This is a genomic window from Pseudomonas sp. NA-150, assembly GCF_044336365.1.
Taxonomy (GTDB): Bacteria; Pseudomonadota; Gammaproteobacteria; order Pseudomonadales; family Pseudomonadaceae; genus Aquipseudomonas.
Genome location: NZ_CP172305.1, coordinates 4,116,413 through 4,134,697 on the forward strand (window position 1 = coordinate 4,116,413; position 18,285 = coordinate 4,134,697).

An 18,285-nucleotide genomic window follows, 5' to 3' on the forward strand; every position below is an offset into this window, starting at 1 on the left:
GCGGTGTGCCTGATACACCACATCCAGCCTCTCGCCAACAAGTTGGCTCCTACATACCGAACCTGCGAGAACGCGGCTTGACAATCAATCCGTCTACTTCGCCCCACGCACCAGCAACTTCCCCGCCAGAAACCGGTGATCCGCCGAGAACAGCCGGCGATAGGTCAGCAGCACCGCAAATACGGTCCCGAGCCCCGACCCTGCGGCAATCAAGAACATGATGATGATCTGATAACGCACCGCCTGAATCGGCGACTGCCCCGCGAGCACCTGTCCGGTCATCATGCCGGGCAGGCTGACCAGACCGACCACAGTCATCTGGTTCAAGGTCGGGATCATCCCCGCGCGCACCGCTTGGCGTGCCGGGCCTTGTGCCGCTTCCCAGCGCGAGGCACCGAGGGCCAGGCTCATTTCCACGACGTTGCGGCCGGCGGTCAGCTCCTGAGTCATGCGCTCGATGCCCAGCGACACACCGGTCAAGGTGTTGCCGAGGATCATGCCGAGAATAGGGATAGCGTATTGCGGCTCGTACCACGGATGGATGCGGATGATCGCGAACAAGCCCACCGCCGCCACCAGCCACGAGCTGATCCAGATCGAGACAATGCTGTCGACCTGTTGCCCGGCATAGGTGCGCTTGCCACGCCCGGAGGCTGAAATACCGGCAATCAGAGTCATGGCCGCCATCAGCGGCAGCACCACGTACCACTGACCAAACTGGAACACCCAACCCAACACGTAGCCGATGGCGAGCAGTTGCACCACCGTGCGCACCGCCGCCAATGCCAGCTTGCGTTCCAGATCGAGCTTCAGTAGCAACGACAGCACACCGTTGATCAAGATCAGCGACGAGGCAATAGCGATGTCCAGCAATGACAGGTTTTGGTAATCCATCACGATTGCTCACTCAAGGTTCCGGCGTTCATGGTCAGGCGCCGTTTGCTCATGCGCAGAGCCTGCTCTTGATTGTGGGAAATCCACATATAGGCGCGGGTCTGCGGCATCTCGGTCTCGAACCAGGCAGACACCAGCGACTCGATTTCCCGGGAAGATTCGGGGTCCAGCGCGGCTGTCGGCTCGTCGAGCAATAGCACGTCGGGATTCAATTGCAGCACGCGAATCAACGCTGCGATCTGCGCTTCGCCGCCTGAAAGCTCGCTGGACTGTTTATCGAGAAAACCATCACCCCGCCCCGCCAGCCCAGCCAGCCGCAGGGCTTCCACTCGGTCGAAACGCCGGTCCTGGTAGACCTTGAGGCTGAAGGGATACCGCAGGTTGTCCTCCACCGTCCCTTCGAGCATGGCCGGACGCTGAGCGATGTAGCTGACGTGGCGCCGGTACCTCGGGATGCCCACGTCCGCCACCGGCCCGTTATGCCACAGCAGTTGCCCGCCTTCCAGGCCGTCGAGCAAGGCCAAGGCGCGCAGGAACACGCTTTTGCCGGAACCCGACGGCCCGGTCAGCGCCACCCGGTCACCCGCGTCGAGGATGAAATCGGTTGGCTTGAGTAGCTGGGCGCCGGTTTTCGCATCCAGGCGCATGAGTCCGGTCGCCGTAATCAGCGCGTTATCCGTTGCGCTCGTGATCTTTATGGAGGGTGTCATGGGATTAAATTTTCGTCCGACTCGATTCAGGGACAGTGTCCGCACAGTCCGCCATTAAAGGGATTCGCTGCGCGCCTGTCGAGCCTGCCGGGTATTAATCACCACACCTTCCCACTTGATCCGATGCAACAAAAGGTTGAGCGCAACCGACAAGAGTGAAAAAACCCATCCCCCTAATATGGGCCACCTCATTTCAAAACGGTTTTCCGCCATGCCAAACTTACACGCCACCCTTCATCGCCTGAGCAAACTGGACACGCTGGGTGTCAGTTTGATTCGCATCGCCTGCGCCATTGTTTTCCTGTGGATCGGCTTGCTCAAGTTCGTGCCGTATGAAGCCGACAGCATCACCCCGTTCGTGGCCAACAGCCCGGTGATGTCGTTCTTCTATGCCCACCCCACCGAATACAAAGAACACCTGACCCACGAAGGCGAACTCAACCCGGTCAAGCGCGAATGGCAGACCGCCAATAACACCTACGCCTTCTCCAACGGCCTGGGCACCGTTGAAATCCTGATCGGCCTGTTCATCCTGTCGCACTTCTTTTCCCGACGCCTGGGCATGGTTGGCTCACTGCTGGCGTTCGCCACCCCCATCGTCACCCTGTCGTTTCTGGTGACCACACCCGAAGCCTGGGTCGGCCACGGCGGCGACACCGAGTTTGGTTTCCCCTACCTCTCCGGCGGTGGTCGCCTGGTGTTGAAAGACACGCTGATGCTGGCCGGTGGGGTGGCGATGATTGCCGATTCGGCGCGGCGGATTTTGCAAGAAAAAGTACGCTAGTCGAGCCCTCCTGACGCGCCGAACACTCACGTCCAAACGTCAAAATCCCAAGCGTATAATCCCTGCGTCCGCAATCTCATCTACAGTCAGTACCGGCTCTAGACCGGCGTTTGCAGCTCAGGCTGCGAGCCCCGTTCTGCTGCCCTGATGAGGTAATTGGATGCCTGGCAGGATTTCACTGTTGTTTGTCCGAATTCAGTCGTTCTCGGTCATTGAGAAGGTGGCGTGTACTCGCCACTATCCATGCTCGTCGCTTCTGCTTGCAAAACACACTGATTGATAGGATGGCCGCATGAAAAAGTTCACCACCGCGTTTGGCGCTCCCGTTGCAGATAATAATAATATTCAAACCGCCGGCCCTCGTGGCCCGGCGCTATTGCAAGACGTCTGGTTCCTGGAAAAGATGGCGCACTTCGACCGTGAAGTGATCCCGGAACGCCGCATGCACGCCAAGGGCGCTGGCGCTTACGGTACGTTCACTGTCACCCATGACATCACCCGCTACACCAAGGCCAGGATCTTCTCGGAAATCGGTAAGCAGACGCCGATGTTCTCGCGTTTCTCCACCGTGGCCGGCGAGCGCGGTGCGGCGGATGCCGAGCGTGATATCCGTGGCTTTGCCATGAAGTTCTACACCGAAGAAGGCAACTGGGACCTGGTGGGCAACAACACCCCGGTGTTCTTCATTCGCGACCCGCTGAAATTTCCTGACCTGAACCACGTGGTCAAGCGCGACCCACGCACTGGCCTGCGTAGCCCGAACAGTAACTGGGACTACTGGACCCTGCTGCCGGAAGCCTTGCACCAGGTCACCATCGTCATGAGCGACCGTGGGATACCGGCCACTTTCCGTCATATGCACGGTTTTGGTAGCCACACCTTCAGTTTCATCAATGCGGCCAACGAGCGTTTTTGGGTCAAGTTCACCCTGAAAACCCAACAGGGCATCAAGAACCTGACGGATGCCGAATCGGGTCAAGCCATCGGCGGCGACCGCGAGACTCACCTGCGCGACCTGTACGAAAGCATCGAAGACGGTGACTTTCCGCGCTGGACGCTGTTCATCCAGATCATGCCGGAGAACGAAGCCGGCAGTTACCACATCAATCCGTTCGACCTGACCAAAGTCTGGCCGCACAAGGACTATCCGCTGATCGAAGTCGGGGTGATGGAACTCAACCGCAACGCCGAGAACTACTTTGCCGAAATCGAGCAAGCGGCCTTCAACCCGGCCAACGTGCCGCCAGGCATCAGCTTCTCGCCGGACAAAATGCTTCAGGGTCGGCTGTTCTCCTACGGCGATGCACAGCGCTATCGTCTGGGCGTGAACCACTCGTTCATTCCGGTCAACAGCCCGAAATGCCCGGTGCACAGCTACCACCGCGACGGCGCCATGCGCGTGGATGGCAACCTCGGCGGCACCACCTCTTACGAGCCGAACAGCTACGGGGAATGGCCGGATCAGCTGGAATATGCCGAGCCGCCGCTGAGCATCGAAGGTGCTGCCGCGCACTGGAATCATCGCGTGGACGAGGACTATTACTCGCAACCAGGTGCGCTGTTCCGTTTGATGACCACCGAGCAAAAACAGGCGCTGTTCGATAACACCGCGCGTGCGATTCAGGGTGTTGAACAGATGATCGTCGAGCGCCACATCTCCAACTGCACCAAGGCCGATCCGGCGTATGGCGCGGGCGTGAGAGAGGCAATCAATCGGTTGCGTTGATGGGTTGTCGCAGCGTGTAGGAGCGGGCTTGCCCGCGATCGATTCGGCACGGAGTGTCAGGTCTATCGCCATCGCGGGCAAGCCCGCTCCTACACTTCCTCGATGCTACCGATATCCACGCGCCTGCAAATCAAACAACTGCGCATAACGCCCACCCGCCGCCACCAGGCTTTCGTGATCGCCGCGTTCCAGCACCCGCCCCTGATCCAGCACCACAATATGATCGGCACTGCGCACGCTGGAGAATCGATGAGAGATCAGCAATGTCATGCGCTCCCTGGCATGTTCGCGAAAGTGTTCGAATACCGTCGCCTCAGCCGCTGCGTCCAATGCTGCGGTGGGTTCGTCGAGGATCAGGATGTCAGCATTGCGCCGCATGTAGGCGCGTGACAGGGCGATTTTCTGCCATTGACCGCCCGACAATTCCTGCCCGCCAGCAAACCATCGCCCCAGTTGAGTCGCATAACCCTGATCAAGACCTTCGATAAATTCGGCAGCCATGCCCTGGGTCGCCGCTTCACGCCAACGGCTTTCGTCGTTGAACGCATCAGTGTCGCCGACGCCGAGGTTTTCGCCGGCGATCAACTGGTAGCGAATGTAGTCCTGAAAAATCACCCCGATCCGCCGCCGTAGAGCGTCTTCGTCCCAGTCGTTGAGGTCACTGCCATCGAGCAGGATGCGTCCCTGATCAGGCCGGTACAGGCGGGTCAACAACTTGATCAGCGTGGTCTTGCCCGAACCGTTCTCGCCCACCAAGGCCACGCTGTGCCCCGGCCGCAGATGCAGGTCGATGTTTTCCAGGGTTGCGTGGCTGGAATCCGGGTAGCGAAAGCCGACGCCTTCAAAGCGCAAACCATCGCCCGGCAACACACCTTGGGTCAGGCCTCTGGCCTCGGCGATCACCGGCTGTGCCAGGTACTCGTAGAGATCGGACAGGTACAACCCGTCTTCGTACAGCCCACTGATCGCGCTCAAGCTGCTGCTGACCGCTGCCTGCCCCTGCTTGAACAGCACCAGGTACATGGTCATCTGGCCCAGGGTAATAAAGCCGCTCACGGTATCGACCACCACCCAAGCATAGGCCAGGTAAAACGCGCCGGTGCCGAGCAGGCCGAGGAGAAAACCCCAGCCGTCGCGACGCAGGGTCAGGCGCCGGTCCTCGGCATACAACCGCTCGAAGGTCTCGCGATAACGCTGCAGCAGCAGCGGCGCGAAGCCGAACAGCTTGACCTCCTTGATGTAGCCCTCGTGGGACAGCAAGGTTTCGATGTAAGTCTGGCGCCGGGTTTCCGGGGCGCGACGGGTGAACAAGCGAAACGCGTTGCCGGAAAAATGCGCTTCGGCAAAAAACACCGGCAACGCTCCCAGCACCAGGATCACCAGCGCCCACGGCGAAAAATGCACCAGCAGTACGCCGAAGCTGATCAGGGAAATCAGGTTTTGGGTCAACCCCAGGGATTTGGTGACCAATGCCAAGGGCCGAGTTGAGGCTTCGCGGCGCACCCGCACCAGCTTGTCGTAGAACTCCGAATTCTCGAATTGCTCCAGAGACAGGGTCTGGGCCTTCTGCAGAATCATGGTGTTGACCTTCTGCCCCAACTGCACCCGCAACAGCGACTGTTGCACCGACAACCCGCGTTGCGCCGCTGCCAATAACGCCAGAACACCGGCTTCAAACAGCACATAACGCAACACCGGCCACAGCGGCGCGCTGCCCTGGCTGGCGTGCAATTGCATGGCCGCCACCACCGCGTCGACGATGCGTTGCCCGAGCCAGGCGGCCAAGGCCGGCAGAACACCCGCTGCCAGCGTTGCCAGCACCAGCCCGAGAGACAGTCCGCGCGAGGTGCTCCACACCAAACTCTGGGCGCGTTTCGCTTGATCGAAAAAGGCAACGAAACGACCGACGACAGGCATGTGTGGCAGGACCCAGGACAGGAAGGTGCAACAGATTAATGACAATCCCCATTTGTCACGAAGCTCTGACAGAATGTCAAAACAACCTGAAATTTTCGCACCAAGATGGGGCCAACCGAAACTATAAGGACTGATACAGGCTATACGATAAATAAATTTAACACCCCCCCTATCGGCACAATTTCTGAATTGATACCCTTTTTTTAAGGGAGGAGCAGTCGGTCGCAGACGCAATGCGTGAACTTGATGTCGTCCCCAAACATAATCCCTGGACTTCCACTCGCCGTTGGCGACCTGTGCGTTCTTAGCAATAATTTCGGATTTCAGCTCGCGATGGCCAAGCGATTCGGATTCTTGGTGGACACCCTGAAATGTATAGAGTGATTTTCAAGTTATGCCGAGCTTTCCACTGTGCCTGGAGCCGCAATCTAGTTTACTAGGACATACCAAACTTATGCCTCGTATGCTCAGAAAACATATACACCATCGAAACAACTCACGAGCAGACACCAAACGCTATCCCACTCGAGCTCCAATTCTGTGACGGTCAATACTTTCCCGCTTTATCGTGTTGTCGAGTGTAAGCGTACGCACATGGACCAAAACGCCAACGTTGATCCCGCTGATCCGAAGCAATTGCAGTGACCCGCGGCGGACGCAGATCGTACATCCATGCTGACGACTTATAAAAATACTGAGCACAACAGGCGACTTGTGGAGGCGCCCCGCACCGACGCAAGTCCTGGACTATTACCCCATCTTGACGGGGTAAACGCAGTCAAATGACAGAAATCGTGGACTTCGAGTCGTACAAGGACACGATTCCTGGACTTCCAGTCGTTTTCGGAGTAAGCGCTCCATGAACCCCACATTCAAAGCGCTTAGATGATCCCCCATGCTGTGCTCCCTATCTCTTCTGGAGCCAGCACCTCATGATGCGACCCGATGCTAAAATCGAAAAAGTCTATCTCTACCCCAAGCCTGTGGACTTCAGAAAATCCATCGACGGCTTGGCTGCCTTGGTCGAACTGGATATCAAGGTCGCGGTGTTCGACCCCGTGCTTTTTGTCTTTCTCAACAAACCCCGCAACCGAGTGAAAATCCTTTATTGGGAGCGCAACGGCTTTTGCCTGTGGCTCAAGCTCCTTGAGTCGGAACGGTTTAAACATCGCCCGAAGTCACCGACGAAGCAATTGTACTCACAGTGCAGGAATTGAACTGGTTGCTCGACGGTTTCGACCTCTGGCGTAATCGCCCTCATCAAGTTTTAACACCGCGATTTGATGCCTGATTCGGTATAATCCAGGGCATGATTTCCATGTCCAAAGACCTTCCTGATGATCCTGTTTTGCTCAAGCAATTGCTTGCGCAGATGCTCAGTTAGCGCGAGTCGGGCAAGGGCAAGATCGTCCATCCGCAAGAAGAAAATGCGCTGCTGCGTCAGCGCCACTTCGGCCGTAAGTCTGAACAAACAGTTGATCCGGCGACGCCGCAACTGGCCCTGTTCAACGAAGCAGAAAGCGTTGCCGATCCCGTTGCCGATGACGAGCAAGAAGAAGTCGCTGCGCCGACCAAGCGCCGTGGCAAACGCAAACCTCTGCCCGCCGATCTGCCGCGCATCGAAGTCATCCACGAACTGCCCGAGCATGAGTTGACTTGTGCTTGCGGTTGCCGCAAGCACCGCATCGGCGAAGAAGTTAGCGAGCAGCTCGACATCGTGCCGATGCAGATCCGCGTGATCAAACATGTACGCAAGGTCTATGCGTGTCGCGATTGCCAAAGCGCACCGGTCACTGCGGACAAGCTCGCGCAACTGATCGAAAAAAGCATGGCCAGCCCGAGTGTCCTGGCGATGTTGCTGACCACCAAGTACGTGGGCGGTTTAATCCTTCATCGCTTCGAGAAAGTACTGGGTCGTCACGGCATCGATATCCCGCGTCAAACGCTGGCGTGTTGGGTCATCCAGTGCGGTGAGCACTTCCAGCCGCTGCTTAACTTGATGCGTGACCGGTTGCTCGAAAGTCGAGTTATCCGCAGCGGAAAAGCACTCGACTTGCTCCGTCAACAAAGACAAAAACTTGAAGCATGGTCGATGCTGCGCATCTGCCTTTGGCAGCCCCGACGATGAGAGAGTCATCACCAGAGTACAAAATACGGCTCGTCGAAAAATACGCTCCGCGAAAATAGAAAATTTAATTTTTCCTACCGATCAAGCAATCTTGGGTCGCCCACCAATGCTCGGGATACGCACCACTGAAGGTGAGACTTTTCTGTACCCAGACGATGCAGGGATGACCGTAACGCGTCAGCGTAAAGCGAATGGTGGGGAATTGATTACCATTGAGACGCAGTCAGTTACGGAAGACAAGCTTGTCTCTGACAATCCTCGCTGAACAGCTAGATATACTAGCTGTTCATGCTGGCCTCATCTCAATGAGGACCATAAGTGCGTCGTCGTATCCAATCTACGCGCGGCTTCTACCTTAAAAATTTTAGATTTGTGCTTACAACTCGGGTGGGAGTGTTCAGTACCTCGTCGATTCCTACAGCCCGATTGGGGGTCTTCGATTGATCCTGAGTTGATGATCCGCATGCTGATCGTGGGCTACTGCTATGGCATTCGCTCCGAGCGGCGGCTGTGCGAAGAGGCCCATTTGAACCTGCCGTATCGCTGGTTCTGCCGGTTGAGCCTGGAGGATGAAGTTGCGAATTCCGCAGCCATCCGGCCACCCATTCCACGCACATCCGCCCCCCCTGAACGCCAACACCAAAGCGTGCAACTGTTCGGTGTTCAAAGACGACAGCCAAGCGCCTTTCGGCGCGCCGCAGCAGCTTTTCTCGACCACGCCATTGCTCAGCATTCAGCATTCAGCATTCAGCATTCAGCATTCAGCATTCAGCATTCAGCATCCAGGCGCCCAGATAAGCAAGGCAAATGGAATAACCGACCGATCTGCAAACCGTTTCCCCTGCCCACCTTCATTAATTCTCCAGCTGTTACCTAAATGCACCTTGGGAATACAAAAAACAACAAGCGTGCACTTTTTTGAGCCTATTCGTATCATATACAAACCAATGTTTTACCTATGAAACGCCAAATTTTTATACTTAAGTAAATAAGCCGTTGAATAATATGTACTTTTATCAAAATACTTTTCAATGCGGGAATTGGCATTGTTCATGCTCTAAACACTGTCTCACCAGCAAAACAGACCAGAGAGCTTCCCCAATGGCTGTGAAAAAGATTTACGCAATGGACCCAACGTGGGTCGACCCGACCCAACTGGCAGCATCGGCTCCCATCGAAATTGAATTTCGGAACGTCGGCAAATGCTTTCCTGCCAAAGGAAAGAGTGATGCGCCCTTTGCCATCCGCGATGTGAGTTTCAAAATTCGTCGAGGTGAAGTTGTATCCATCATCGGACCTTCCGGATGCGGCAAAAGCACGATCCTTAATATGGGATCGGGGCTGTATCGGCCAAGCGAAGGCGAGGTTTTTGTAGGCGGCGAGGCCGTGACCAGCCCAGTGCGCAAAGTCGCATTCATGCTGCAAAAAGACTTGCTGATGCCATGGCGCAGCATCCGCCGCAATGTCGAGTTGGGTCTGGAAATACAGGGAATGCCAGCCGCTGAAAGGTCCGCCATCGCCGAGGACCTACTCAATCGCTGCCACCTGAATGGTTTCGCTGAGCACTACCCATTTCAGCTTTCCGGCGGTATGCGCCAACGCGCGGCGCTTGCCCGCACGCTGGCAATGGACCCGCAGGTTCTGTTTCTGGACGAACCGTTTTCTGCCCTGGACGCACAGACCAAGATGATCCTGCAGCAAGACATGGCGAAGATGCTGTACGACGAAAAGAAAACAGCTCTGTTCATCACCCACGACCTAGTCGAGGCGATTGCGATGTCCGACCGAATACTAGTGATGAGTGCTCGCCCCGGCACGATAGTCGAGGAAATCGTAGTCGACCTGCCGCATCGCGAAAATCCGCTGGAACGTCGCAAGCTGCCGGAAATCGGTCCCTTGGCCGGGCGCCTGATGCAACTGCTTAAAGTTGGCGAAGACACCGAACTGCATTGATCTCTGTCCACCGCCCTATCAACGGATTCAGGAGTTAACCATGTTCAAGTCTGTGTTCAAAACCTCGCTAGTGGCCCTGGGCCTGGGCTTTGCCTTGGGTGCCCAGGCCGCTACCGACGTGACCTACCTGCTGCCTGCGCCGCCGAACTCGCCAGCGTTCGCGCCGTGGATCATCGCCAAGGAAAAGGGCTATTACGGGCAGCAGAACCTGAACGTAACGTTCATCGCTGCCAAGGGCGGAGTCGACGTCGCCAAGCAGATCGGCGCAGGTAATGCCATGGTCGGCGGAGCCATTGGCGACACGCCTATCATTGTCCGTGCCAACGGTATCCCGGTACGTGACGTAGCCGTACTTGGCGCGGGCGGCGTCACCATGATCGCCACCGATGGCGACAAAAAAATCAACTCCATCAAAGACCTCAAGGGCAAGACCCTGACCGTGATGTCTTACTCCGACACCACTTATTACGCTCTGCTGGCGTCGTTGCGCAAGGCTGGCCTGGATATAACCGACGTCAACATCCAGGCCGCCGGTCCCGCGGGTGTATGGCAATTGTTCTCGGCGAAAAAATCCGACGCTATGGCCGGTGTGCCGGACTTTGTGGTGAACGCCGAAGAGTCCGGTGTGAACGTGCAATTGATCCCTCAGGATCAGATTTTCGAAAGCATGGCCCAGTCGATCATGGCTTCCGATGACGCCATCAAGAATCACCCTGATGTGGTCCGTGGCGTGGTGCAAGCCACCTTGAAAGGCATGCGCGACATCATCGCCGATCCGAAAGCCGCTGCTGCCACCTTCGTCAAGGCTGTCCCGGCCTACGCAGGCAAGGAGGCCATGGTGGAGAAGACGTTCAAGTTGTACGTCGAACACGTCTACGCCAACCAGGCAGTCCTCGGCAAGATCGACCCCGTTCGCCTAGATAACGTGCGTCAGTTCTACGTGAACGAAGGCATCGTTAGCAGAGAATCGAAACTTGACGACCTGTACACCAACCAGTTCATCGAAACCACGACGGCCACCCAGTAAGTCGCGGGTAACAACAAGGTACTGACCTGATGAAAAACCTTAATCCTTCCATGCTCGGCAGCCTCGCGTTGCTGATGCTGTTCCTGGCCGCGTGGCAATGGGGGCCTGCCGCCCTCGGCATGCCCGAATTCGTCATGCCCAACCTGAGCCGCGTGGCCCAGGAAAGCCTGGTGATGTGGCACTCCAGCAACCTGCTGGAGCACACCCTGATCACAGGGTTCGAAATTATTGTCGGCTTCGGCCTGGGAGCCCTGCTTGGCGTTGTGATTGGCACGTCGCTGGGGCTTTCGCCTTCGGCCGAAGCCATGCTGTCGCCGTACATTCTGGCGCTGCAGATTGCCCCGAAAGTGGCTTTCGCCCCGCTGTTCGTAATGTGGTTGGGCTACACCATCTACCCCAAGATCCTGATCGCCATCCTGATCGTGTTTTTCCCGGTGATGATTAACGTTCTGTCGGCCATCCGCACGGTCGACCCGGACATGATCAACCTCGTGCGCACCATGAATGCCACCCGCTTCCAGATCTTCCGTCTGGTGGAGTTCCCCTCGGCCATGGCTGCGCTGTTCTCCGGCCTGCGCATCGCCTCGACCCTGGCAGTGATCGGCGTCACCGTTGGTGAGTTGGTTGGCGGTAACCAGGGCCTGGGCTTCCTGCTGGTGGATGCCGAAGGCCAGGGCAACACCGCCGGGGTATTCGTCGCGATCGTCATGCTGACCGTGATCGGTGTGCTGGCCTACGGCGCCGTGGTCTGGGCTGAGAAGCGCGTGCTGCACTACATGCCCAAAGCCATGTTGAGTACCCAATAATGAACGTAGCCAAACATTTGCTTCAGGGCCGCCGTGTGCTGGTCACCGGTGGTGCTCGCGGCCTGGGTTTTGCCTTTGCTCAGGCCATTGGCCAGGCCGGTGCCCGGGTAGTGATCGCCGATATTCTGGCCGACCGCGTCCAGCAGGCCGCCGGTGAGCTGAGCGCGCTCGGCCTGGACGTCACCGGCCTGACAGTGGACCTGGGCAACCCCGAGTCCATCACCGCCTGCGCCAAGGCCGCCGGTGAAGTACTGGGTGGTTTGGATTGCCTGGTCAACAACGCCTCGGTCACCAACTCCGGCGGCAAGACCTGTGAAGAGCTGAGCATAGAAACATGGGACCAGGTGATGCAGGTCAATGTGCGCGGCACTTGGCTGATGACCATGGCCTGCCTGCCGGCTCTGCGCACCAGCGGCAACGGCGCGGTGGTCAACCTGGCTTCCGACACCCCGCTGTGGGGTGCGCCGAATCTGCTCGCCTATGTCGCCAGCAAGGGCGCGATCATCGCCATGACCCGCAGTCTGGCTCGCGAACTCGGCACCGACAACATCACGGTCAATGCCATCGCCCCAGGACTGGTACTGGTGGAAGCAACCGCCTATGTGCCTGAGGCGCGCCACCGTCTGTACACCGAACAGCGCGCTATTCAGCGCCCGCAACTTCCCGAGGATGTCTGTGGCGCAGTGGTATTTGCCCTCAGCGACCTCGCCCGCTTCATCACTGGACAAACCCTGCCGGTCAACGGCGGGTTTGTTATGCCCTAAGCCTTGTGTCAAAGGAAACCGGAGACAGCCATGACTGATTTAGCCGCCCAACAAGATTCCCCGAAAAGCTGGGAGCGCCCAGAAGGCGCCAGCCTCGCAGACTGGATGCAAGCCCGTGTCGCCCGCTACGAAACCCGTAAATACGACTGGGACGCACTGAAATTCCAGGCTGACTACGACCCCAAGTTCCGCCGCGCGCAAATGCGCTACATCGGCACCGGCGGCACTGGCGTCAGCACCGACATGAACACCATCCCGTCGGAGAACTTCACCTTTTCCACCATGGTGATCCCGGCTGGCCACGAAGGCCCACCACACCTGCACACCGATGTCGAAGAAGTGTTCTTCGTGCTGCGCGGCAAGCTCAAGGTGGTGATCGAAAAGGACGGTGAGCGTTATGAAACCATCCTCACCGACCGCGACGTGATCTCGGTGCCACCAGGCGTATACCGCGAAGAAATCAACATTGGCGATGAAGACGCCTTGATGTGCGTGATGCTCGGAGCCAAGAAGCCGATCACCCCGACTTACCCGCCAGAACACCCTCTGGCCTCGATCAAGCGCGGATAAACCCTATGTTGCACGCCACTGACATTACCGCCGTACACCCAACCGCAGAGCTGGAACAGCAGCTCGCAAATCGCTTGCCTCAGCTCACGCTGGCATTGCCTGACGGCCCCCAGGCCGTGCGCGAGTGCGGTAAAGGTGCAGCCATTGTGCTGTTGCACGGCATCGGTTCGGGTGCCGCGTCCTGGCTGGAAGTGGCGTTACAACTGAGCCAGCACGCCCGGGTGGTGGCATGGGACGCACCAGGCTATGGCGACTCGATACCGTTGGCGCAAATCCGGCCGACAGCTCAGGACTACGCCGAGCGCCTGTGCCAAGTTCTGGATGCACTGGGCATCGAGCAATGCGTGTTGGTCGGCCACTCACTCGGCGCATTGACCGCTACCGCATTTGCTCAGACTCATCCGGCGCGGGTCAGCCGCCTGGTACTGATCAGCCCGGCGCGCGGTTACGGTGCGCCGACACGGGACTTGCAGCGCGCTCAGGTACGCAAAAAGCGCCTCGACGCCCTGGAGCAACTGGGCATTGAGCAAATGGCAGCGCAACGCAGCGCTCACATGCTCTCGCCCCGCCCCAGCCCCAAGGCTCTGGAGTGGGTGCGCTGGAACATGTCAAGGCTCAACACCGGGGGTTACCGTCAGGCAGTAGAGCTGCTGTGCGGCGATGACCTGCTGCGCTACTCACCACTGTCCATGCCCTGCGAAGTGCATTGCGGTGAAGCCGACACGATCACGGCACCTCAGGACTGCCTGACGTTGGCCAAGGCACTCAATGCCAACTTCAACCTGATACCGGATGCCGGGCACGCAAGCCCAATAGAACAACCTCTCTTGGTGGCGGGCCGACTGGCCCATGCCCTCATGGAATCAATGAAAGGTGACGCCCAATGAATGACTCCGACCAGAGTAAAGACGCGCTGGACAGATATATTGTTCCAGGACTGGAGCGCGGCATGCTGCTGCTGTGCGAGTTCAGCCGACATAATCGCACGCTGACGGCACCGGAACTTGCACGCCGCCTGCAACTGCCGCGCTCAACTATTTTCCGGCTGCTTACAACCCTGGAAACCATGGGATTCGTCACCCGCAGCGGCAAAGAATATCGACTGGGCATGTCGGTATTGCGTCTGGGCTTCGAATACCTTGCCTCGCTCGAACTGACTGAACTGGGCCAGCCACTGCTCGCACGCTTGTGCGACAGGCTCAACTACCCGACCAATCTTGTGGTGCGCGACGGTCGCTCGATTGTTTACGTTGCCAAAGTCTCACCACCTTCAGTGTTTTCTAGTGCGGTCAACGTCGGCACCCGGCTGCCTGCACACGCAACAGTACTGGGACGTGTCTTACTCGAAGATATGTCTTTGGCAGAGCTGCGCGAGCTGTATCCGGAAGACCATCTGGAACAGCACTCATCCAGCACCCCTCGCACAGTCCTGGATTTGTTCAACCTGGTTCAACAAGACCATCAGCGTGGCTACGTCAGCGGAGAGGGCTTCTTCGAATCAACCATTTCAACCATCGCGGCCCCGGTGCGGGACCACAGTGGCGGAGTTGTCGCAGCCCTGGGTGTCACTATTCCGACAACCCAGATCGGCCACGTCAATTTCGAGGAGCTGGTTAACCAGGTTCGCCGCAACGCCGACGAACTGTCGCGCCTGCTCAATTACACCCCTGGTTTTGGGACCAGCCGGGTGACCGCGCTGATGAGGGACTGATATGAGCCTTTATCAACTGACGGGCAACACCGTCATTGTCACGGGTGGCTCATCCGGCATTGGCCTGGCGTGCGTAGAGCAGTTGCTCGAATGCGGAGCTTACGTCGCCTTTTGTGGTCGGAACGCCGAACGCTTGTACAGCGCTGAAGCGAGCTTGCGCAGCCGTTTCCCGCAGGCTCGCATGCTTGCTCAGGTGTGCGATGTGCTCGATGCAGACTCCGTGAAAGCCTTTGCCCTGGCCAGTTCCGCAGTGCTGGGCCCGGCCCGGGTCTTGATCAATAACGCAGGGCAAGGTCGCGTCTCGACATTTTCCGACACCAGCGATGAGGCGTGGAGCGAGGAGCTGAACCTGAAATTTTTTTCAGTCATCAATCCAGTGCGCGCCTTCATGGCTCAGCTCGAAAGCCAACCAGGTGCCGCCATCGTGTGCGTCAACTCGCTTCTGGCCAATCAGCCAGAACCGCACATGGTAGCGACCTCCGCCGCACGTGCCGGACTGAAAAACCTGGTGCGATCGATGGCCGTGGAGTTCGCGCCCAAGGACATCCGCGTCAACGGCATCCTCATTGGCCTGGTCGAATCAGGCCAATGGCGCAGACGCTTCGATGGCCGAGAAGAACGTGAACTGAACTGGTCGCAATGGACCGCACAGTTAGCCCTGCGCAAACAAATCCCCCTGGGTCGACTTGGCCTGCCCTCAGAAGCGGCACAAGCGATTCTTTTCCTGGCTTCGCCACTGTCGGCTTACACCACAGGCAGCCATATAGATGTTTCTGGAGGTCTGTCCCGTTATGCTTAACGATAACCAAGTCACTGTTGGCGCGGCCATTACCGCGTTTCTTGAGCAATGCGACGTCAAGGCCGCTTTCGGCGTGATTTCGATTCACAACATGCCCATTCTCGATGCCTTTGCCGTACGCGGCAACATCCGCTTCGTGATGGCGCGCGGTGAGGCCGGCGCCACTAACATGGCTGATGCCTATGCCCGCACCACTGGCGGTTTGGGCGTGTGCCTGACCTCCACCGGTACCGCTGCTGGCAATGCCGCCGGGGCAATGGTTGAAGCGCTTACCGCTGGCACCCCTCTGCTGCACATCACCGGGCAGATCGAAACCCCGTATCTGGATCAGGACTTCGCCTATATTCACGAAGCCCGTGACCAGTTGACCATGCTCAAAGCCGTGTCCAAGGCAGCGTTCCGCGTGCGCAGCGTAGAGACCGCGCTGAGCACCATGAAGCTGGCCGTTCAGACCGCGCTGACTGCGCCCACCGGTCCGGTTAGCGTAGAAATCCCGATCGACATTCAGTCCACCTTCATCAGCATGCCGGCCGACCTGTCGCCACTGCCCATCGCGGTAGCCGTCCCTGCCGAAGAGGCTTTGGACGCACTCGCCGAGCGTATCCTCAACGCCAAACGCCCACTGCTGTGGCTCGGTGGCGGTGCGCGCCATGCTGGAGCAGCGGTCAATCGCCTGTTGAACATGGGCTTAGGGGTGATCACCTCCACCCAGGGCCGCGGGGTGGTCAATGAAGACGACGAACGCTGCCTCGGCGCATTCTCGCAAAACCGTTTAGTCGAAAGCTTCATGCAGACCTGCGATGCCCTGCTGATCGCTGGGTCGCGTCTTCGCAGTAATGAAACCTTCAAGTACGCCCTGAAATTGCCGGCCAATACACTGCGCATTGACGCTAACCCGGCCATCGAAGGTCGCAGCTACTCCAGCGACATGTTCGTCTGCGGTGATTCAGCGCTGGCTCTGAGCGGACTCGCCGATCGTCTCCAGGGGCGCCTGAATACTGACCCGCAGTTCCTCATCGAACTCAAAGACGTGCGGGCCAAATCCCGTCTTCAACTGCTTGCCGATTTGGGCCCGTACTCGGCCATGGTCGAGCAACTGCAGACACTGACCGGGCGCAACTTCTCCTGGGTCCGCGACGTCACCCTGTCCAACAGCATCTGGGGCAACCGCCTGCTCAACCTCTACCACCCGCGAGCCGGTGTACACGCCCTCGGTGGCGGTATCGGCCAGGGCCTGGCCATGGGTATTGGTGCCGGTATCGCCGCCGCCGAAAACGATCCGACCCGCAAAGTCTTCACCTTGGCTGGCGACGGCGGCTTCATCCTAAACCTCGGTGAGTTGGCGACGCTGGTGCAGGAAAAAGCCAACGTCGTGATCTTCCTGATGAACGACCAGCGCTACGGCGTGATCCGCAACATCCAGGACGCCATCTACGGTGCCCGCCACGCCTACGTCGAACTGCATACCCCGGACTACACACAACTGGCCGAATCCATGGGTATCCGCCATGGCCTGGTCAGTGACCTCAAGGACTTCAGCACTGTGCTCGAAAGCGCCTTGAACCAGCCCGGCCCGTTCCTGCTGGAAGTCGACATGCTCGCCGTTGGCGGCTTCGCCACCCAATTCGCGGGCCCTCCCAACAGCGAAACCAAAGCGCAAAAGGCGACGGCCTGAGGTACGCACCATGCTGCATATCACCATGATCGGCTGCGGCGCTATTGGCGTCGGCGTGCTCGAACTGTTGGAAAGCGACCCCCAGCTTTGCGTCGACTACGTCATTGCCTCGGCTGGCTCCGAAGACCTCGTGCGTCAGCGCCTGGCCAGTTTCAAACGCCCACCGCAGGTGCTTACGGCGCTGCCGGCTGACGCGCGCCCCGATCTGCTCGTCGAGTGCGCCGGTCACCGTGCCATTGAGGAACATGTGCTGCCAGCCCTCGAGCGCGGTATCGCCTGTTTGATCGTGTCTGTCGGTGCGCTTTCCGAAGTGGGTCTGGTGGAGCGCCTGGAAATGGCCGCGGAGCGCGGCAACACTCGTATCGAACTGCTACCCGGCGCCATCGGAGGCATTGACGCGCTGTCGGCCGCGAAGGTCGGCGGCCTCGATTCGGTCTGCTACACCGGCAGCAAGCCGGCACGCGCCTGGAAAAACACGCCAGGCGAACTGGTTTGCAATCTGGACACCATCACCGAAGCCACGGTGATCTTCCAGGGTTCCGCTCGCGAGGCTGCTCGGCTCTACCCCAAGAACGCCAACGTCGCCGCAACGCTTTCATTGGCTGGCCTGGGTCTGGATCGCACTCAAGTCACGCTTATCGCTGACCCAAACAGCAACGACAACGTGCATCACTACGAAGCTCGCGGTGCCTTTGGCGGCTTCGACATGAACCTGCGCGGCAAGCCGCTGGTGGCCAACCCGAAGACCTCTGCGCTAACCGTTTACAGCGTCGTGCGAGCCCTTGGCAACCACGCTCACGCGATTTCCATCTAGGAAACCA

The 18,285-nt window shown here is 58.4% G+C and carries 16 protein-coding genes and 2 pseudogenes; 15 read left to right on the forward strand and 3 right to left on the reverse strand.

Annotated features, from left to right (window positions below):
- Positions 1-93: 93 nt before the first annotated feature.
- Together ACF0H7_RS19510 and ACF0H7_RS19515 are read right to left on the reverse strand one after the other, a co-directional pair.
- Entirely contained in the window at positions 94-894 is an 801-nt protein-coding gene (locus ACF0H7_RS19510; RefSeq protein ID WP_397448519.1) for an ABC transporter permease, read from the reverse strand.
- Positions 894-1,541: an ATP-binding cassette domain-containing protein gene (locus ACF0H7_RS19515; protein WP_397448520.1), complete on the reverse strand. Its 648-nt coding sequence runs from the start codon at positions 1,539-1,541 to the stop codon at positions 894-896. The genes ACF0H7_RS19510 and ACF0H7_RS19515 overlap by 1 nt, the downstream gene beginning before the upstream one ends.
- 274 nt (positions 1,542-1,815) lie before the next feature.
- Here ACF0H7_RS19515 and rclC point away from each other — a divergent pair, with 274 nt between their 5' ends.
- A complete protein-coding gene (rclC, locus tag ACF0H7_RS19520) occupies positions 1,816-2,388 on the forward strand; it encodes a reactive chlorine resistance membrane protein RclC (RefSeq protein ID WP_397448521.1) in 573 nt (190 codons plus the stop codon).
- 292 nt (positions 2,389-2,680) lie between these two features.
- Complete coding sequence (locus tag ACF0H7_RS19525) at positions 2,681-4,114, forward strand: catalase (protein WP_397448522.1); 1,434 nt, start codon at positions 2,681-2,683, stop codon at positions 4,112-4,114.
- Positions 4,115-4,219: 105 nt separating this feature from the next.
- Here ACF0H7_RS19525 and ACF0H7_RS19530 read toward each other — a convergent pair whose 3' ends face one another.
- Positions 4,220-6,031 carry an ABC transporter ATP-binding protein gene (locus ACF0H7_RS19530; protein ID WP_397448523.1) on the reverse strand — a complete coding sequence of 604 codons (1,812 nt, stop codon included), beginning with the start codon at positions 6,029-6,031 and terminating at the stop codon, positions 4,220-4,222.
- A gap of 932 nt (positions 6,032-6,963) precedes the next feature.
- Between ACF0H7_RS19530 and tnpB the strand changes: the two genes are divergently transcribed.
- The 13 genes and pseudogenes from tnpB (at position 6,964) to ACF0H7_RS19595 (ending at position 18,278) form a co-directional block, all read left to right on the forward strand.
- Positions 6,964-7,248 (forward strand): IS66 family insertion sequence element accessory protein TnpB, encoded by a 285-nt coding sequence (gene tnpB / locus ACF0H7_RS19535; RefSeq protein ID WP_397448524.1) that lies wholly within the window; start codon positions 6,964-6,966, stop codon positions 7,246-7,248.
- 188 nt (positions 7,249-7,436) lie between these two features.
- Positions 7,437-8,063 (forward strand): annotated as a pseudogene (locus ACF0H7_RS19540) (transposase); the annotation flags it as partial.
- Positions 8,064-8,595: 532 nt separating this feature from the next.
- Positions 8,596-8,736: pseudogene (locus ACF0H7_RS19545) on the forward strand (transposase); the annotation flags it as partial.
- Positions 8,737-9,284: 548 nt separating this feature from the next.
- Positions 9,285-10,112 (forward strand): ABC transporter ATP-binding protein, encoded by an 828-nt coding sequence (locus ACF0H7_RS19550; RefSeq protein WP_397453955.1) that lies wholly within the window; start codon positions 9,285-9,287, stop codon positions 10,110-10,112.
- A gap of 40 nt (positions 10,113-10,152) precedes the next feature.
- Positions 10,153-11,139, forward strand: coding sequence for an ABC transporter substrate-binding protein (locus tag ACF0H7_RS19555; RefSeq protein WP_397448525.1), 987 nt, complete (start codon positions 10,153-10,155; stop codon positions 11,137-11,139).
- Between the two features lie 29 nt (positions 11,140-11,168).
- Positions 11,169-11,945 carry an ABC transporter permease gene (locus tag ACF0H7_RS19560; protein WP_397448526.1) on the forward strand — a complete coding sequence of 259 codons (777 nt, stop codon included), beginning with the start codon at positions 11,169-11,171 and terminating at the stop codon, positions 11,943-11,945.
- Positions 11,945-12,709 (forward strand): SDR family oxidoreductase, encoded by a 765-nt coding sequence (locus ACF0H7_RS19565; protein WP_397448527.1) that lies wholly within the window; start codon positions 11,945-11,947, stop codon positions 12,707-12,709. Before ACF0H7_RS19560 ends, ACF0H7_RS19565 begins: the two co-directional genes overlap by 1 nt.
- Positions 12,710-12,739: 30 nt before the next feature.
- The gene (locus ACF0H7_RS19570; RefSeq protein WP_397448528.1) at positions 12,740-13,279 is read left to right on the forward strand and encodes a cupin domain-containing protein; all 540 of its coding nucleotides are present in this window, start codon (positions 12,740-12,742) and stop codon (positions 13,277-13,279) included.
- Positions 13,280-13,284: 5 nt separating this feature from the next.
- On the forward strand, positions 13,285-14,166 hold the full coding sequence (locus tag ACF0H7_RS19575; RefSeq protein WP_397448529.1) for an alpha/beta fold hydrolase: 882 nt from the start codon (positions 13,285-13,287) through the stop codon (positions 14,164-14,166).
- The gene (locus ACF0H7_RS19580; protein WP_397448530.1) at positions 14,163-14,990 is read left to right on the forward strand and encodes an IclR family transcriptional regulator; all 828 of its coding nucleotides are present in this window, start codon (positions 14,163-14,165) and stop codon (positions 14,988-14,990) included. The genes ACF0H7_RS19575 and ACF0H7_RS19580 overlap by 4 nt, the downstream gene beginning before the upstream one ends.
- Before the next feature lies 1 nt (position 14,991).
- Positions 14,992-15,789: an SDR family oxidoreductase gene (locus ACF0H7_RS19585; protein ID WP_397448531.1), complete on the forward strand. Its 798-nt coding sequence runs from the start codon at positions 14,992-14,994 to the stop codon at positions 15,787-15,789.
- Positions 15,782-17,464, forward strand: coding sequence for a thiamine pyrophosphate-binding protein (locus ACF0H7_RS19590; RefSeq protein ID WP_397448532.1), 1,683 nt, complete (start codon positions 15,782-15,784; stop codon positions 17,462-17,464). Before ACF0H7_RS19585 ends, ACF0H7_RS19590 begins: the two co-directional genes overlap by 8 nt.
- Positions 17,465-17,474: 10 nt before the next feature.
- Positions 17,475-18,278, forward strand: a complete 804-nt coding sequence (locus ACF0H7_RS19595) for an aspartate dehydrogenase (RefSeq protein ID WP_397448533.1) — start codon at positions 17,475-17,477, stop codon at positions 18,276-18,278.
- The last annotated feature ends 7 nt before the right edge of the window (positions 18,279-18,285 follow it).

Excerpts from the sequence above, each read along its gene's own strand:
- ACF0H7_RS19510 (WP_397448519.1), bottom strand. The coding sequence starts at position 894 with ATGGATTACCAAAACCTGTCATTGCTGGACATCGCTATTGCCTCGTCG.
- ACF0H7_RS19515 (WP_397448520.1), bottom strand. The coding sequence starts at position 1,541 with ATGCGCCTGGATGCGAAAACCGGCGCCCAGCTACTCAAGCCAACCGAT.
- rclC (WP_397448521.1), top strand. The coding sequence starts at position 1,816 with ATGCCAAACTTACACGCCACCCTTCATCGCCTGAGCAAACTGGACACG.
- ACF0H7_RS19525 (WP_397448522.1), top strand. The coding sequence starts at position 2,681 with ATGAAAAAGTTCACCACCGCGTTTGGCGCTCCCGTTGCAGATAATAAT.
- ACF0H7_RS19530 (WP_397448523.1), bottom strand. The coding sequence starts at position 6,031 with ATGCCTGTCGTCGGTCGTTTCGTTGCCTTTTTCGATCAAGCGAAACGC.
- tnpB (WP_397448524.1), top strand. The coding sequence starts at position 6,964 with ATGATGCGACCCGATGCTAAAATCGAAAAAGTCTATCTCTACCCCAAG.
- ACF0H7_RS19550 (WP_397453955.1), top strand. The coding sequence starts at position 9,285 with ATGGACCCAACGTGGGTCGACCCGACCCAACTGGCAGCATCGGCTCCC.
- ACF0H7_RS19555 (WP_397448525.1), top strand. The coding sequence starts at position 10,153 with ATGTTCAAGTCTGTGTTCAAAACCTCGCTAGTGGCCCTGGGCCTGGGC.
- ACF0H7_RS19560 (WP_397448526.1), top strand. The coding sequence starts at position 11,169 with ATGAAAAACCTTAATCCTTCCATGCTCGGCAGCCTCGCGTTGCTGATG.
- ACF0H7_RS19565 (WP_397448527.1), top strand. The coding sequence starts at position 11,945 with ATGAACGTAGCCAAACATTTGCTTCAGGGCCGCCGTGTGCTGGTCACC.
- ACF0H7_RS19570 (WP_397448528.1), top strand. The coding sequence starts at position 12,740 with ATGACTGATTTAGCCGCCCAACAAGATTCCCCGAAAAGCTGGGAGCGC.
- ACF0H7_RS19575 (WP_397448529.1), top strand. The coding sequence starts at position 13,285 with ATGTTGCACGCCACTGACATTACCGCCGTACACCCAACCGCAGAGCTG.
- ACF0H7_RS19580 (WP_397448530.1), top strand. The coding sequence starts at position 14,163 with ATGAATGACTCCGACCAGAGTAAAGACGCGCTGGACAGATATATTGTT.
- ACF0H7_RS19585 (WP_397448531.1), top strand. The coding sequence starts at position 14,992 with ATGAGCCTTTATCAACTGACGGGCAACACCGTCATTGTCACGGGTGGC.
- ACF0H7_RS19590 (WP_397448532.1), top strand. The coding sequence starts at position 15,782 with ATGCTTAACGATAACCAAGTCACTGTTGGCGCGGCCATTACCGCGTTT.
- ACF0H7_RS19595 (WP_397448533.1), top strand. The coding sequence starts at position 17,475 with ATGCTGCATATCACCATGATCGGCTGCGGCGCTATTGGCGTCGGCGTG.